This window comes from Actinoplanes sp. NPDC048988, from assembly GCF_043197815.1.
Lineage (GTDB): Bacteria > Actinomycetota > Actinomycetes > Mycobacteriales > Micromonosporaceae > Actinoplanes.
The window spans coordinates 1-14,709 of sequence record NZ_JBICTW010000033.1 but is presented as its reverse complement, the minus strand read 5'-3'; the positions used below and the strand labels follow the sequence as shown (position 1 = coordinate 14,709).

The 14,709-nt window shown below is 72.4% G+C and carries 13 protein-coding genes; 4 read left to right on the top strand and 9 right to left on the bottom strand.

Features of this window, described 5'->3' with window-relative positions:
* The first annotated feature begins 68 nt into the window (after positions 1-68).
* Complete coding sequence (locus ACGFJ7_RS46500) at positions 69-791, top strand: TetR/AcrR family transcriptional regulator (protein ID WP_392648929.1); 723 nt, start codon at positions 69-71, stop codon at positions 789-791.
* Between the two features lie 7 nt (positions 792-798).
* Here the strand turns inward: ACGFJ7_RS46500 and ACGFJ7_RS46495 are convergent, their stop codons facing one another.
* Genes ACGFJ7_RS46495 through ACGFJ7_RS46480 form a run of 4 tightly spaced genes read right to left on the bottom strand, consistent with a single transcriptional unit; the run spans position 799 to position 4,641 of the window.
* Positions 799-1,557 carry a nucleotidyltransferase domain-containing protein gene (locus ACGFJ7_RS46495; RefSeq protein ID WP_392648927.1) on the bottom strand — a complete coding sequence of 253 codons (759 nt, stop codon included), beginning with the start codon at positions 1,555-1,557 and terminating at the stop codon, positions 799-801.
* Positions 1,558-1,584: 27 nt separating this feature from the next.
* Positions 1,585-3,363, bottom strand: coding sequence for a thiamine pyrophosphate-requiring protein (locus ACGFJ7_RS46490; protein WP_360257289.1), 1,779 nt, complete (start codon positions 3,361-3,363; stop codon positions 1,585-1,587).
* A gap of 42 nt (positions 3,364-3,405) precedes the next feature.
* Positions 3,406-4,110, bottom strand: coding sequence for an ANTAR domain-containing protein (locus ACGFJ7_RS46485; RefSeq protein WP_392648923.1), 705 nt, complete (start codon positions 4,108-4,110; stop codon positions 3,406-3,408).
* Positions 4,111-4,119: 9 nt separating this feature from the next.
* The gene (locus ACGFJ7_RS46480) at positions 4,120-4,641 is read right to left on the bottom strand and encodes a GAF domain-containing protein (protein ID WP_360257293.1); all 522 of its coding nucleotides are present in this window, start codon (positions 4,639-4,641) and stop codon (positions 4,120-4,122) included.
* Positions 4,642-4,739: 98 nt separating this feature from the next.
* Here ACGFJ7_RS46480 and ACGFJ7_RS46475 point away from each other — a divergent pair, with 98 nt between their 5' ends.
* On the top strand, positions 4,740-5,855 hold the full coding sequence (locus ACGFJ7_RS46475; RefSeq protein ID WP_392648920.1) for a SigB/SigF/SigG family RNA polymerase sigma factor: 1,116 nt from the start codon (positions 4,740-4,742) through the stop codon (positions 5,853-5,855).
* Between the two features lie 17 nt (positions 5,856-5,872).
* Here ACGFJ7_RS46475 and ACGFJ7_RS46470 read toward each other — a convergent pair whose 3' ends face one another.
* From ACGFJ7_RS46470 to ACGFJ7_RS46460, 3 genes are read right to left on the bottom strand one after another with little or no spacing between them, the layout of a single operon-like run.
* Positions 5,873-6,202 carry an ArsR/SmtB family transcription factor gene (locus tag ACGFJ7_RS46470; RefSeq protein ID WP_392648917.1) on the bottom strand — a complete coding sequence of 110 codons (330 nt, stop codon included), beginning with the start codon at positions 6,200-6,202 and terminating at the stop codon, positions 5,873-5,875.
* Positions 6,189-6,347: an SRPBCC domain-containing protein gene (locus tag ACGFJ7_RS46465; RefSeq protein ID WP_392648915.1), complete on the bottom strand. Its 159-nt coding sequence runs from the start codon at positions 6,345-6,347 to the stop codon at positions 6,189-6,191. The genes ACGFJ7_RS46470 and ACGFJ7_RS46465 overlap by 14 nt, the downstream gene beginning before the upstream one ends.
* The gene (locus tag ACGFJ7_RS46460; RefSeq protein WP_392648913.1) at positions 6,275-8,611 is read right to left on the bottom strand and encodes a DUF4132 domain-containing protein; all 2,337 of its coding nucleotides are present in this window, start codon (positions 8,609-8,611) and stop codon (positions 6,275-6,277) included. The genes ACGFJ7_RS46465 and ACGFJ7_RS46460 overlap by 73 nt, the downstream gene beginning before the upstream one ends.
* Before the next feature lie 321 nt (positions 8,612-8,932).
* On the opposite strand from ACGFJ7_RS46460, the gene ACGFJ7_RS46455 reads away from it, so the two are divergent.
* Positions 8,933-9,496 (top strand): DUF998 domain-containing protein, encoded by a 564-nt coding sequence (locus tag ACGFJ7_RS46455; protein WP_392648911.1) that lies wholly within the window; start codon positions 8,933-8,935, stop codon positions 9,494-9,496.
* Here ACGFJ7_RS46455 and ACGFJ7_RS46450 read toward each other — a convergent pair.
* Positions 9,474-12,449 (bottom strand): PAS domain S-box protein, encoded by a 2,976-nt coding sequence (locus ACGFJ7_RS46450; protein ID WP_392648908.1) that lies wholly within the window; start codon positions 12,447-12,449, stop codon positions 9,474-9,476. The genes ACGFJ7_RS46455 and ACGFJ7_RS46450 overlap by 23 nt on opposite strands.
* A 43-nt stretch (positions 12,450-12,492) precedes the next feature.
* Positions 12,493-12,654 carry a hypothetical protein gene (locus tag ACGFJ7_RS46445; protein ID WP_360257304.1) on the bottom strand — a complete coding sequence of 54 codons (162 nt, stop codon included), beginning with the start codon at positions 12,652-12,654 and terminating at the stop codon, positions 12,493-12,495.
* Between the two features lie 158 nt (positions 12,655-12,812).
* On the opposite strand from ACGFJ7_RS46445, the gene ACGFJ7_RS46440 reads away from it, so the two are divergent.
* Entirely contained in the window at positions 12,813-14,327 is a 1,515-nt protein-coding gene (locus ACGFJ7_RS46440) for an alpha/beta hydrolase (RefSeq protein WP_392648904.1), read from the top strand.
* Positions 14,328-14,709: the final 382 nt, after the last annotated feature.

Genomic DNA, 14,709 nt, shown 5'->3' with positions numbered 1-14,709 from the left:
TCGGGTCAATACGAACGATGTTCTTAGTGAAACAGAACACTGTTCGTCAGGTCGGCTAGGATGCTGCTATGTCACCGACTCCGGAGCAGCGGCGCGCGGCGCGGCACCAGTTCGGCGCGGTCCCGTCCGGCGCCGGCCCGCGCCGCGGACCGTCCCGCGGCACGAAGAAGCCCATCACCGTCGACCTCATCCTCGACACGGCGTTCGACATCGTGGCCCGGGAGGGCTTCGAGGCGCTGACGATGCGGCGGGTGGCCACCGCGCTGGAGACCGGGCCGTCGTCGCTCTACGCCCACGTGGTCAACAAGGAGGACCTGGACGAGCTGCTCATCGGCCGGCTGTGCTCCGAGATCGAGCTGCCCGAGCCGGACCCGGCCGCCTGGCGGGAGCAGATCATCAGCGTCTGCACCCAGCTGCGCGAGCAGTATCAGCGTTTCCCCGGCATCTCGCGGGCGGCTCTCGCGTCCGCGCCGGCCAACACGGACACGCTGCGAGTCGGCGAGGGGATGTTCGCGATCCTGCTCGCTAGCGGCGCCGAGCCGCAGACGGCGGCCTGGACCGTGGACGCGCTGAACCTGTACGTCACCGCGCACAGCCTCGAGGTCTCCCTGATCCACGGTGACAAGGCCTGGGTGGCCGGCCGCGACGAGCTGATGGCCCGCCTGACCGGCCTGCCCGATTCCTTCCCGAACACCAGGCGTTACGCGGCCGAGCTGACCTCCGGCTCGACCGCGGACCGCTTCACGTTCACCCTCAACCTGATGCTGGACGGCCTCAACAGTCAGGGGTGACCGGAGGTCAGAACCGGCGCTGTGCGTCCTCGACGACGGCGGTGACCGACTGGCCGGCCGCGGCGAGGTCGGCGCGGGTGAACACCTCCGGCTCGCCCGCGCGCCGGCGGATCGCCCTGGCGGCCAGGTCGGCGTACGCGGGAAAGAGCTTGGCCAGGTAGTCGCCGGCGGCGGACTTCGAAATGATGTCGCCGTAGGCCAGGGTGTAGTGCAGCCGGGCCGGGCCGAGCACGTGAAAGGTCACGACATCGGGGTCGATGAGCTCGTCGGTGATCGCGGGCAAGGCCTCGGCGATCCGCGCGGCCTGGGTCAGCCAGTATCCGCCCAGGTTGTCGAGCAGGTAGCGGCGCAGGTTGCCGTGGTCGACGCGGACGTCCGGGGCCGGGCCGCGGACCGCGACGCCGTACTTGCGCAGGATCAGCCACACGACGGGCGTGAGCTCGCCGCACGGCCGGTCGGTGACGAGGGCGCCGCCGACCGCGAACGGGGCCACGCGGCGGTCGTCGGGCCACGTCGACGCCAGTTCCGGTGACAGGTAGACGCCGTCGAAGTGGGGCTCGCCCATCTCGGTGTGGATCGCGGCCATCACGGCCAGGTCCTCGGTGGACGCCGGGCGCGAGGTCAGGATGACGGCGTCGACGTCGCTCACGCCCGGCTGCCAGGCGCCGATCGCGGCCGACCCGACGAGGTGCAGACCGGTGACGAAGCCGGGCAGCCGGTCGTCGGCCAGCGCGAGATACCGGTGCGCGACGTCTGGGGCGAGCATGCACGGGACCGTACCAACGGCCCGCCACTACTGTTCGTCGGCGCGTTCCCGGCGCAGGTGGGCGGTCGCGCGGCGGGACAGGTCGGTGTTCTCGGCGGCCAGGGCGGCGTACATCTGGTCAATTTTCTCTTGGGGTTGCAGGGGCGGCAGCAGCGGGATCGCCGGGTCGACGACCGCGTGGATGAGGGTGGGGCGATCGGCGGCGAGGGCCGTCGGCCAGGCGGCCGTCATGGCCTCGGGGGTGCTGACCTCGATGCCGCGCAGGCCCAGCAGTTCGGCGTAACGGGCGTACGGGACGCGGGGCAGGTCCTGGGAGGCGGCGAAGCGGGGCTCGCCCTCCATCTCGCGCTGCTCCCAGCTGACCTCGGCCAGGTCGCCGTTGTCGAGCACGCACACCACGAAACGCGGGTCGGCCCAGTCGCGCCAGCGGGCGGCCACAGTGGCCAGTTCGGCCAGGCCGAGCATCTGGAAGCCGCCGTCGCCGGAGAGGACCACGACCGGCCGGCCGGGGGCTTCGAGCTTGGCCGCCAGGCCGTACGGGATGCCGCAGCCCATCGAGGCGAGGGTGCTCGACAGATGGGCGGGCACGCCGGCCGGCAGGCGCAGGTGGCGGGCGTACCAGTAGACGACCGAGCCGACGTCGACCGCGACCCGGGCGCCGGACGGCAGGTGGCCGGAGAGGGAGCGGACGACGTGCTGCGGGTTCAGCGGTTCGGCGGCCGCCGCGGCGCGGGATTCGGCGATCTCGTGCCAGCGCCGGGTCCAGCCTTCGACCCGGTCGCGCCATTCACGGTTTTCCGCCGGTTCCACCAGCGGCAGCAGCTCGCGCAGGGTCGCGGTGGCGTCGCCCAGCAGCGGGACCTCGACCGGGTAGCGCACCCCGAGGCGACGGCCGTCGATGTCGATCTGCACGGCCCGGGCCTGGCCGGGCGCCGGATAGAACTCGGTCCACGGATCGTTCGTGCCGATCAGCAGCAGGGTGTCGCAGGCGCGCATCAGTTCGGTGCTGGCCGTGGTGCCGAGGTGGCCCATCACGCCGGTGTGGAACGGCAGCCCCTCGTCCAGCACGGGCTTGCCGAGCAGCGACGCCGTGACGCCCGCGCCCAGCCGGTCCGCCAGTTCGGCGATCTCGTCCGCCGCCCCGTACGCGCCCTGACCGACCAGAATCGCGACGCGCTCCCCCGAGCTCAGCAGCTCGGCCGCCTCGCGAAGGTCCTCCTCCCGCGGCAGCAGCCGCGCCGGGCGCAGGCCCGGGCTGGTCACCAGGACGCCGTGTTCGTGCTCGGTGGGGTCGGGCGCGGGCTCCGACTGCACGTCGTGGGGCAGGATGACGCAGGTGGGGCCGCGGGTGGCCAGCGCCGCCCGGAACGCCCGGTCGATCAGCATCGGCACCTGCTCGGCCGTGAAGGCGGTCTGCACGAACTGGGCGCAGACGTCGCCGAAGAGCCTCTGAAGATCAATTTCTTGCTGGTACGCACTACCGAGCACCGTGGCGGCCTGCTGCCCGACGATCGCCACGACCGGCTGGCTGTCGAGCTTCGCGTCGTAGAGCCCGTTGAGCAGGTGCACCGCGCCCGGCCCCTGCGTGGACAGGCAGACGCCGGCGCCACCGGTGTACTTGGCGTGGGCGACCGCCATGAACGCCGCCGCCTCCTCGTGGCGGGCCTGCACGAATTCGGGCTTACCGGCCCGCCGCAGGGCGCCCAGCACGCCGTCGATGCCGTCGCCGGAGTAGCCGAACACCCGCTCGACACCCCACGCCGTCAGGCGCTCCACCAGAAGATCGGAAACCGTAGCCTCACCCATGCCTCCCGACTACCCCGCTCGGCGCCGCTCAACCGGCCGCGCTCAGCCGGGCAGCTCCCCGGTGTCGAGCAGGTGCCGGGCCACCTCGGCCACCTTGCGCCGCTGGTTGCGGGCGGTACTGCGGAGCAGGTCGAAGGCCTGCTCGGGGCCGGTTTCGCGGCGGGCCATCAGGTAGCCGACGGCGCGCTCGATGACGATGCGGTAGTCCAGCGCGTACTGCAACTGGCCCGCGAGCTCGCCCGCCCGCTGCGCGGCCAGCGCCGTGCTCAGCGTGGCCTGGAGCAGGTCGGTGTAGCGCTCCAGGGCCGCCGCCTCGGTGTCGTCCCAGTCGTGCGGCCGGTCGAGGTAGACGTCGAGGGTGCCGACGGGCACCCCGCCCAGCCGGACCGGCGCGCCCAGCACCGCCACGACACCGTGCTCGACGAACGGGCCGCGGACGCGCGGCCAGCGCGCGTCCTCGTGCAGGTTGTCGGTGTGCACGACCCGGTTGAGCACGAAGGCCGACACGCAGGGACCCTCGCCGGCGTGACTCTGCACCTGCTCCATGATCTTGCTCGGGGCGTTGCTGGCCGCGACGTAGTGCAGGCTGTTCTCCTCGTCGGCGATCATCAGGCCGCTGCCGGTCACCTGGAACAGGTCGACCGCCGCGTGCACGACGTCGGCCACCGCGCCCGGAACGTCACCCGTGCCCAGCTTCTCGAGCCGGCGCAGACTGCCCGCCAGGACTTCCGGATCGATGTTCGGCATCGAACTTCCTCATTCGTGTGCGGTGGCGCCGAGACGAAGCAGGACCGAGATGAGTTCGGCGTACGCCACGACGGCGCGCACGCTTTCCTCGTCCCACTCCCGCGGCTGCGAGCGGAGAGCGTTCAAGGTGCCGGCCACGTAGCCCGCGACGAGCACCGGGACGGACACTACCGCCCGCACCGGTGCCGCATCATCCTTGAGTTCGGCCCACACCGCGGCATAGTCCTCGCTCGCGGCCAGATCGCCGACCGTGACGGTCTCGTTGCCGCGGACACAGTCGACGCCGGGCCCGCAGTCGAGGCGCAGCTGGGCCCGCTCCAGCGCCATCCCGGCCGGTATCGTCGCGCCGGCCAGGCGCAACGCGCCGGTGTCGTCGAGCAGCATCAGGCCGACCCCGTCGACCTGGATCATGTCGCGGGCGGCGGTCATCACCCGGCCGAGGTTCTCCTCCAGGGCGCGGTGGTCGCTGGACAGGCCCGCCGCGCTCAGCTGTTCCAGGCTGGAGGCGAGGGCGTTCTGGTCGACTGGCATGGCGCCCAGGCTTCCCGGCATCACCCGGAAGAAACCCTTGATGTTTAGGCGGCCCGCCCCCGGGCACCAAGGCGTCTGCTGGTTCAACTCTCCGCCCTGTGTCCGCGGACAACACCGGAGGTACAGCCATGTCCGCGTACGCCACGCTGGAAGACCTCGACGAGGTCGCCGAGAGCTATGCCGCCGACCGCGACGCCTCGCCCGACGAGCGGGCCGCCCGCCGGCTGCGCGACGCCACGATCCAGCGGATGCTCCCGATGGCGGACCGGCTCGCCCGCCGCTACCGCTCCGGCTCCGAGCCGGCCGACGACATCACCCAGGTCGCCCGCCTCGGCCTGGTCAAGGCGGTGGAACGCTACGACCCCGAGCGGGGCTCGTTCACCGCGTACGCCGTCTCGGTGATCACCGGCGAGATCAAGCGCCACTTCCGCGACACCGGCTGGAACGTGCACGTGCCGCGCCGGCTCCAGGAGCTCGCGCTGGCCGTCGGCCGGGCCAGGCAGGACCTCACCGGCGAGCTGGGCCGGGGCCCGACCGAGGCCGAGCTGGCCGACCGGTGCGGCGTCGGCCGCGAGGACGTGCGGGCCGCCCTGGTCAGCGGGGCCGGATACCGCGCGCTCTCGCTCAGCCAGCCGACCCACGACGGCACGGGCGAGCTGGGTGACCTGTTCGGGTCGGACGACCACAACATGGACCTGGTGCCCGACCGGGTCAGCCTGGCCGACCTGCTCGACCGGCTGCCGCAGCGTGAGCGGCGCATCTTGACCATGCGCTTCCAGGGCAACCACACCCAGCAGGAGATCGGCGACGAGCTGGGCATCTCCCAGATGCACGTGTCGCGGCTGCTGAGCCGGGCGCTGAGCTGGCTACGCGAGGCGCTGCTGACCGACGCGGTGCCGCCGTGGCCGGGCGAGGACGAGGAGCCCGGGCAGCTCCGGGTGATCCCGGAGCTGGGCGGCCGGGTACGGGTGATCGGCGAGATCGACCGGGACAACACGGCCCGGCTCCGCGCCGGCGTCCAGCCGCTGCTGGCCCGCACGCCGGCGGGCGCCGTCCTCACGCTGGACCTGTCCCAGGTGCCTCTGGTGGACGCGGCCGGCATCGGCACCCTGGTCACGCTGCGGCGGGCGGCGGCCGGGCGCGGGGCCCGGCTGGAGCTCACCGGCATGCAGCCGTTCGTACGCCGGGTGGCCTCCGCGCTGTCGTTCAGGTGAGCCCCTCTCCGGTCTGATCAGGTCGGCGTCTCCTTCAGGGCGGCCAGGGGGCCGTCCCAGTCGCGGGCAAGGGCGGCCAGGAACTGCTGGGCCACCTTCATCGGCGCGGAACGGACGCGGTAGCGCACGCGGCGGCGCTCCCCCGGCTCGGCGATCACGAGTTCCGCCTCGGCCAGCAGGGTCAGGTGTTTCGCGATGGCGTGACGGGTGATCGGCAGGCGGGCGGCCAGGTCGGTCGCGGTGGCCGGCCCGCCCGCGGCCAGCGCCGCCAGGATCTCGCGGCGGGAGGGGTCGGCCAGGGCGGCGAAGACCTCCTGCGCGACCGCCTCCCGGTCAGAGTCGGCCATCGAGGTACGCGACCAAGCGCAGGTCGACCTCGGCGCTGTTGCCGAACCAGGTGCCGAGGCCGTCGGCGGTGGTCAGCGCGGCCCAGACCCGCTCCGGCGGCTGGGCCAGCTCGAGGGTGCGCTCGATGCGATCGGGGAATGCCATCTTCCGCCTCCTGGTAGCAACCGAAGGGTTGCGTCCAGTCCGGTCAGCAGTTCGGAGAGGGCGGCCGCGTCGCAGGCGCCCATCGGGGTGCGGCGCGCCACCTGCCAGTGGTCGAACTCGGCGTCGTCGACCCAGATCTCGGTGATCCGCTGCTCGGCGACGGTGGTGACGGCCGAGGTGGTGACGCCCGGGTCGACCTCGATCAGCAGCGTCATCCCGTCCGGAAGAGCGTGCCCGAATTGCGTGTGCGTGTTCCGCGGGTTGCCGGCGTGGAAGCCGTTGCCGAGCCAGCCCCGGTTCAGCAGACCGGCCACCCGATCGGTGGCCACCGGCCCGAAACCGGGCAGGCTGGTGGCCGCCCGCTGCGCCTCGGTCAGCGCCACGAACGGACGGTTCACCTGCGGAAACGGTTGCAGGATCTGGTAGTCGGCGAAGATCTGCCGCCAGTCGGCGAGTTCGGCCGGATCGAGGTCCGCGGGATGCACGACACGCAGCGGGGCGTCCCCGTCGACGATCGCGGTCGTGTCGTGCACGTCGACGAAACTGCCGTCCTCGGCGATCCGCAGGCGCCGGCCGGTCTCGCCCCAGAGCAGCCGGCGCATGAGGGGACCGAGGATCGGATGCGCCGTCGTCACCTCGGCGGCCGGGCGGGGCCGGCGCGCGAGCATGTCGCGTTCCAGGCGAGCGGTCTGCGCCGAGACGGTGAGGCGGAGCTCCTTCCTCAGCCGTACGAAATCCTGATAGCTCTCGGGCTTGGTGTCCTTGACGCCCGGCTTGGGCGGGCGCGCGAGGCGGCGGCCGTCGGCGCCCACGACATGCGGGGTGAGGTGATCGTCGACGGCCACGGCGAACTCGCGCGGCCCGTAGTCGAGGACGATCCCGCGCTCGAGCCCATGCGTGACGGCGAGACGATCCGCCAGCTGGGTGACCGACAGCCCGCGGCGCGCGGCGGCCTGGGCGAGGTAGACGAGGGCGCGGTCGTTGGTCGGCCCGCCGGACATGCCCTCCTCGATCGCCAGCAGATGGCGCAGGGAGACATCCGTACCGGCCGTGGCCAGCACGGCCAGCCCGTCGATGGCCCGCGCCCACCGGCTGCGGGCGGGCCACGACCGGACGAGAGGCGCGAGGCGGTCCATGGTGGAGTCATCCCCGACATGAGCCTGCGCAAGAACCACCCAGGCCTCGGACGCCGGCATGTCAGCGGTCAGCCACTGATCGAGCAGGGCCCGCCCGAACTCGGCCAGGCTCCCCCGGTCACAGCCCACCAAGACCGCCGGGTCGACCGGGCGCACCTCAGGCTGGGCCGCCGCCGACGACTCGACCACCAGAGGCAGCCCGCCGCCGGGCGCGGGATCACCGGGCGCGGGCTCCGGCGGATCCTCCAGCAGCGACCGGCTGAGCGCCTCGATCAGCGTGGTGACCTCGTCCTCGGCCAGCACCCCGCCGCCGGTTCGCCGCACCTCGGGCAGCCGTTCCGGCCGCGCCCACTCCGGCAGCTTCCCCGTCCGTACGGCCGTCTTTCCGGGAGCACCCTTCGCGCTTCCGCCCGCGGCGCCTCCTGCGCCCGCTGCTCCTCCTACGCCCGCTGCTCCTCCCACGCCCGCTCCGCCTCCTACGCCCGCTCCGCCTCCTACGCCTGCGACGGAGCCGAGCCGGTCGGCGACGCCGTAGCCGGCCGCCGCTTCCCGAACGGCCGGTTCGTGGCCCGTCGCGACGAGATGGCGTAGCGCGTCCTCGGCGTTCTGCCGGGCCCGGCCCGGCTTGCCCAGCGCGGCCGGCAGCAGCGCCCGCGCGGCCGCCGAAGGATGCCGGCCCAGCCAGAGCCGCGCCCACAACCGAGCCGACCCGAGATGCCGCAGCCACCCCGCCACCAGAGCCGCCGGCTCGGGCCCTCGAAACGGCAGCAGAAGCAGACCGAGACGATCCGCGCTCTCCCCCGCCTCACGCAGGACGAGCTTCAGCGCGTCCAGTTCGAACCGCGCGACGGCAACCCGTCCGATGTCCACCCGCTGCCGGTGCCGCAGCACCGCCGGCCCGGCCAGCAGCGCCCGCGCCGCCGCCTCGGGCCCGCGCCCGACCAGCCAGGACACCTGCATCGGGCGCAGGTCGGAGAGCCGGTCGGCGCTGTTGGCCTCCCGCGCCCACCCGTCCTCCTCCCGCCCGTGCTCGAGAGCCGCGCGCCGCGCCAGCCAGAGTTCCCGCTCGCCGTCCGCCCAGGCCATGACGGTCGGATCCGTACAGACCAGCCCCTTGTCCGCCGCCATCCCCCGGGCCTCCCACTCTTGCCGATTCGCCCGGAGATTGTGGCCGGTGTCGGCCACATCGGATGATCGGCCCATCGCCGTCGCCACGGGCCTCTGGACCTTCGATCGGCTGGCTCGCGGTGAACATCCTCCTGACCGTCGACCGCCACCCTCTCGATGGGCCGCAGAGAATCAGATCGTCGATCGCCGGCATGCTTCCGAGGAGTGCGACGAGCGCGCCCGACGGGTGGCGCAGATCATGAGGGTCGCCGGCGGCCAACCTCCGCCGTCCGGCTCGCGGAGGCTGGTGTGCGGGTCCGGGTGGGCGTCTAGGGTGGACTCATGTCGCGGGAGCGCGTGCTGCTTTTGGGCGGGGCCTGGGGCGCGGGTCTGTTCGTGGCGGTCTTTCTTGCCAACGACGCGGTCAAGCCGGGGTATGAACCGGCTCGTGATCTGGTGAGTGAGGCGGCGATCGGGGCCGGCGGGTGGGTGCAGGTCGTCAACTTCGTGGTGGCCGGTGGGCTGCTGGCGGGATCGTCGTTCGCGCTGTCGCGGGTGGTGGGGCGCTGGACCGGGATCCTTGTCCGCGTGGTCGGGGCCGGGCTGGTCGCGGCCGGGGTGTTCGTGTCGGATCCGGTGCCTCAGGAGCGGGTCAGCTGGCACGGTGTCATCCACAATGTCGTTTCGGTGGCCGTCTTCTCGGCTTTGAGTGCCGCCTGTTTCACCGCGGCGTGCTGGCGGGCAACCACCGCCTGGCGGTGGTACTGCCGGGTGGTCGGGGTTGCCGTGCCGGTGCTGTTCGTGACCACCGGGGCGGTCACGAACAGCGGTGGGGTCTGGCAGCGGCTCACCATCGTCGCCGGGTGGTCGTGGCTTGTCGTGCTCAATCTGCGCGCGGCAAGGTGATGACGAACATCGAGCCGCCGCCGGGGGCCGGTTCGTAGTGCAGGTCGCCGTGGTTGGCGCGGGCCAGTTCGCGGACGATGTACAGGCCCAGGCCGGTGCCCTTGACGGTGCGGGCGGTGCATTCGGCGCGGGCGAAGCGGGTGAACAGGTTCGGCTGGAGTTCGGCCGGAACGCCCGGGCCCTCGTCGCGGACGACGACCCGGATCTCGGTGGGCGTGGCCGAGGCGGTCAGGGCGGTGGCCCCTCCCCCGTACTTGGCCGCGTTGGAGATCAGGTTGGTCAGCATCTGGTCGAGGTGACCGGGCTGGACCGACGCCGTCAGGGTTTCCGGGCAGTCGATGCGGGCCTGGACGCGGCTCGACGAACCGAAACGGTCCAGGGCGCGTACGCCCGGGTCGGCCGAGGCGACGACGGCCTCGAGATGCGGCCGTACGGCAATCGTCTCCGGGCTTGCCGTCAGTTTGCCCGCGTCCAGGGTGACCATGGCCAGAACCTCGCGGACGATGCCGTTGAGCAGCTGGGCGTTGCGGTCGATCGCGTTCAGCATCGCCCGCTGGCGCTCGGCCGGCAGGACGTCCCACGTGTCCGCGATCGTCTCGGTGTAGCCGAGAATCGAGCACAGCGGGTTGCCGATCTCGTGGCCCAGCATGCCGATCAGGTCCTGCTTGAGCTGGTTGGCCTCCTCCAGCTCCCGGTTGCGCACGTTCAGGTCGGCGATCGCGGCGTCGCGGGCCTGCTCGGCCTCGCGGCTGGCCGTGACGTCCGTGTTGATGGAGAGGATGGCGAACGGGTTGCCCTCGGAGTCGCACTGGACGGCCTTGCGGGACAGCACCCGCACGTGGCGGCCGTCGGCCCGCAGGTGGTCGATCTCGCCGGCCCACAGGCCGTCGCTCAGCAGGGCGTCGGTGACCGAACGGCGGTCGTCGCCGATGAACTCCGTGCCGAGCAGGTTGTCCAGGTCGTGGCCGATGACCAGGTCGGCCGGCCAGCCGTAGACGCGCTCGGCCGCCGGGTTCCAGTAGAGGACCCGCCCGCCCAGGTCGCGCAGGATCACCGCGTCCTGGGTGAGGTCGAGCAGCTGGGCGCGCTGGCGGAGCTGTTCGTCGATCTCACGGCGCGCCGTCACGTCCTGCACCTGGGTGACGAGGTAGTGCGGCTTGCCGTTCTCGTCCCGTACGACCGCGCCGTGGATCTGCACCCAGACGAGGTGGCCGTCGGCGTGCCGGTAACGCTTGGAGACGATCGCCGTGTCCACGTCGCCGGCGCACAGGGCGGCCAGGTGACCGTCGGTCTCGACGTGGTCGTACGGGTGGTGGAACTTGTGGACGGACTCGCCCACCAGATCGGCGATGGGGAAGCCGGTGATGGCGGCCATGGCCGCGTTCGCCTGCAGCACGATGCCGAGGTTGTCCGGCCGCAGGCTGGTCAGCGCCATGCCGAGCGGGCTGTTGTCGAACGCCGAGCGGAACCGGGCCTCGCTGTCCTGCAGCGCGGCCACCGCGTCGTTGGCCTGGCGGAGCAGGCGGGCCCGGTGCTCGGCCTCCTCGGCGTGGCGCAGGGCGCCCGACAGCGCGTCGGCCAGCAGGGTGAGCTGCTGCTCGTCGGCCTCGTCGAACGCGCCGGCCCGGCCGCTGGAGACCGTGAGGACGCCGACCGGCTCCCCGTCGACCAGCAGGGGCGCGATGATCAGCGAGCGGATGCCGAGCGCCTCACACATGGTGGGCTCGATCCGCGGGTCGTCGGCGGTGTCGTCGCAGCGCAGGGTGGTGCGGGTGCGTACGGCCAGCCCGGACATCGAGCCGCCGGTCGGCACCTCGAACATCTCCCGGTTGGCCAGCGAGCCGGCCTTGGCCGCGGCGCGCAGCACCGGGCCGTCGATCAGGCCGACCGCGGCGCCGTCGGCCGGGATGGCGGTCAGGGTCCGCTCGGCGATCAGCCGCAGGGCCTCGTTGAGGTCGGAGGCGGCCGCCGCCACCTCGCGCTGGATGCTGATGGTGGTGCGCAGCCGGTAGGTTTCGCGGGCGGCCAGCGCCTCGGCCTGGTCCTGGCTGCGGCGCTCCACGTCGATGTCGACCATCTGCATGAGGAAGTGCAGCGGGCGGTTCTCGTCGTCGCGCAGCAGCACCACCGAGACCATGCACCAGACGGGGGTGCCGTCACGGCGCATGTACCGCTTGTGCAGCCGCATGGTGTGCGCCTCGCCGGCGACCATGCGGGTGACCATGTCGAGGCTGGCCTCGAGGTCGGCCGGGTGGGTGAGCGACTGGAAGTTGCCGGCGAGCAGCTCGTCCAGGCTGTACCCGGTGATGGTGGCGATGGCGGCGTTCACGCGCAGGAACGAGCCGTCGAGCCCGACCAGGGCCACGCCGATCGGTGACGACTCGAACATCGAGCGGAAGCGGGCCTCGATGCCGTTCACGGTCACCGCTTTGGCGGTGTCGAGCTGGGCCTGGGCCCGGGCGGCGCGGGTACGGATCTCGGTCTCGGCCAGGCGGGCGGCCAGCTCCGACTCGGCGGCCGCGGCGAGATCATCGAGGGTGGACAGCTGTTCGGCGGTCCATTCCCGCGGCTCGACGTCGACGACGCAGAACGAGCCGAGGGTTTCGCCGCGGGGGGAGCGCAGCGGGAAGCCGGCGTAGGCGGCGACGCCGAGCGCGGTCAGTTCGGCCCGGTCGCGGACGCGGCCGTCGGCCCGGATGTCCCCGATGATCAGGGGCCCGTCCGTCTCGACCACGTGCCGGCAGGGCGAGTAGGCGAGCGCGGACGGCTCTCCGGCCGTGCTGAGGAACACCTGACGGTCGTCGCCGAGCAGCGACACCGCGGCGACGGGGACGTTCAGCAGGCGCGACGCGAGCCGGGTGAGCCGGTCCAGCACGCCGCCGCCCTGTGCGTGACCGTCGAGGAGACGGGCCGACAGGGCGGGCGACGCGTGGCCTGTGTGCCGGAGAACCATGCCGCATCCATCGGTCGGCCCCCCGGCAGACTTGAGGCAACCGTCAGGGGAGCTTCACGTCGCGGTTGCCCTCGTAGTCCTGCGGGTCACCCTCGCCGCCCGCTTCCGGGTCACGGTGGCCGAGCGCGGTCTCACCCGGCAGCTCCTCGACCCGCTCCTTGGCGAGTTCCTCGAGTTCTTCGCGCTTCTCGGCGGCGTCGCTCATGACGTACCTCCAGGGTTTCTCAGATCTTGATCTTGACCGGTACGGGATTGCTTGTACCCGCACGGACCGGCGCTGATGCGTACGCGAGACGGGCGTCACGCCCACTCAGGGACAGCGATCAAGGTCGATGCCATGGAACGATGCCCCGGGGAGGAACGATGACCAAACTCAAGATCGCCACCGTGCTCGCCGTCATGTCCGCCTTCATCGCCGTGCCGCAGGCCGCGCAGGCCGCTCCCGCGCTCGCCTGGACCGCCTGCGCCGAGGAAGGACTCGCCGGCTACCAGTGCGCCACCAAGGAAGTGCCGCTCGACCACGACCGGCCCGGCGGCGCCACCACCACGATCGCGCTGGCCCGCCGCCCGGCCGGTGATCCGGCCCACCGCATCGGCACCATCTTCGTGAACCCGGGCGGCCCCGGCGGCGCCGGCCGCGGCATGGTCACCATCGCCGGCCAGCTCGTCTCGGCCGACGTGCTGGCCCGATTCGACATCGTCGGCTTCGACCCGCGCGGCATCGGGGCCAGCGACCCGCTCCAGTGCTTCGCCACCGACGCCGAGGCCGAGGCGCTGCTGGCGCGGATGAAACTGGTGCCGCTGACCAGGGAAGACATCGCGAGCACGCTGCGCGCCAACTACACGTACACGGAAGCCTGCAAACGCGACGCCGGCCCGCTGCTCACCCACATGAGCACGCTGAACGTGGCCAAGGACCTGGACCTGCTGCGGCAGGCGGTCGGCGACGCCAAGCTGAACTACATCGGTTACTCGTACGGGACACACCTCGGCGCCACCTACGTCAACCTGTTCCCGGGCAAGGTCCGCGCGGTCGTGCTGGACGGCAACGTCGACCCCGACCAGCGCACGAACCACCGCCTGGCCAACAAGTTCGACCGCGCCGGCGGCTTCGAGATCGCCCTCGACGGCTTCCTGCGCGCGTGCGACGCGGCGGGCCCGGCCTGCGCGCTGTCGGGGAACGCCCGGGCGAAATACGAGAAGGTCAGGGTCCGGTTCCGGCAGGGCCCGCTGACGCTTCCGGGGTACGGGGAACTCACGATCGACGACTTCACCGGATACATCTCTTCCAGCATGTACGACGTAGCCTCGTTCCCGGAGACGGCGGAGATCCTGCGCCTCGCCTACGACACGATCACCGGAGCGCCGTCGACCCTTCGCCGTCCGCCCGCCGAGATCACTGCCCCGCCGGCCCGCGGCGGCCTGCCGGACGCCTACTCGTACAGCGGAAACGACGCCTTCTACGCGGTGAACTGCGCTGACGCGCCGCTGCCGCGCAACCCGGCCCGCTACCCGGGCTTCGCCAAGGTCTTCGAGGCGGCCCACCCGACATTCGGCCGCGCGGAGGCGTTCGGCGAGGTCGGCTGCGCGAACTGGCCGCTGACGAACGAGCGCTACAACGGCCCGTGGAACCGGAAGACGTCATCGACGGTCCTGCTGGTCAACCCGACGTACGACCCGGCGACCCGCTACGCCTTCGCCCAGCGCATGGAACGCGAGCTGGGCAACGCCCGCCTGCTCACAATGACCGGTTTCGGCCACACCAGCAGCTTCAGCACCTGCGTGACGGCTTGGTACACGCGCTACCTGATCGGAGGCGCCCTGCCCCCGAAGGGAACGGTCTGCAAGCAGGACCGGGCACCCTTCCCCACCGCGTAACCCAGATCCCGAACCCCGCCGGCGGGCCCACACCCCACCACCAGCAGCCCGCCGGCGCGTCCGAACCGGCTCGCCGGCTTCAGCCTCGCCACCCGAAGCCCACTCCCGCTGCCCGCTGCCTGCTTGGCCGCCGCCCACCGCCTGCCGCCCGCTTTGACCGCTGCCCGCTGCCTTCTTGGCCGCTGCCCGCTGCCCGCTCGGACCGCTGCCCGCTGCCCGCTGCCTGCTGCCTGCTTGGCCACTGCCTGCTTGGCCGCTGCCCACTCCCCACTCCCGGCTTCCGGCTTCCGGCTCCCGGCTCCCGGCTCCCGGCTCCCGGCTCCCGGCTCCCGGCTCCCGGCTCCCGGCTCCCGGCTCCCGGCTCCCGGCTCCCGGCTCCCGG

Coding starts and splice junctions, on each gene's coding strand:
- ACGFJ7_RS46450 (WP_392648908.1), bottom strand. CDS start 12,449: ATGGTTCTCCGGCACACAGGCCACGCGTCGCCCGCCCTGTCGGCCCGT.
- ACGFJ7_RS46470 (WP_392648917.1), bottom strand. CDS start 6,202: ATGGCCGACTCTGACCGGGAGGCGGTCGCGCAGGAGGTCTTCGCCGCC.
- ACGFJ7_RS46485 (WP_392648923.1), bottom strand. CDS start 4,110: ATGCCGAACATCGATCCGGAAGTCCTGGCGGGCAGTCTGCGCCGGCTC.
- ACGFJ7_RS46495 (WP_392648927.1), bottom strand. CDS start 1,557: ATGCTCGCCCCAGACGTCGCGCACCGGTATCTCGCGCTGGCCGACGAC.
- ACGFJ7_RS46455 (WP_392648911.1), top strand. CDS start 8,933: ATGTCGCGGGAGCGCGTGCTGCTTTTGGGCGGGGCCTGGGGCGCGGGT.
- ACGFJ7_RS46460 (WP_392648913.1), bottom strand. CDS start 8,611: ATGGCGGCGGACAAGGGGCTGGTCTGTACGGATCCGACCGTCATGGCC.
- ACGFJ7_RS46500 (WP_392648929.1), top strand. CDS start 69: ATGTCACCGACTCCGGAGCAGCGGCGCGCGGCGCGGCACCAGTTCGGC.
- ACGFJ7_RS46465 (WP_392648915.1), bottom strand. CDS start 6,347: ATGGCATTCCCCGATCGCATCGAGCGCACCCTCGAGCTGGCCCAGCCG.
- ACGFJ7_RS46445 (WP_360257304.1), bottom strand. CDS start 12,654: ATGAGCGACGCCGCCGAGAAGCGCGAAGAACTCGAGGAACTCGCCAAG.
- ACGFJ7_RS46440 (WP_392648904.1), top strand. CDS start 12,813: ATGACCAAACTCAAGATCGCCACCGTGCTCGCCGTCATGTCCGCCTTC.
- ACGFJ7_RS46480 (WP_360257293.1), bottom strand. CDS start 4,641: ATGCCAGTCGACCAGAACGCCCTCGCCTCCAGCCTGGAACAGCTGAGC.
- ACGFJ7_RS46490 (WP_360257289.1), bottom strand. CDS start 3,363: ATGGGTGAGGCTACGGTTTCCGATCTTCTGGTGGAGCGCCTGACGGCG.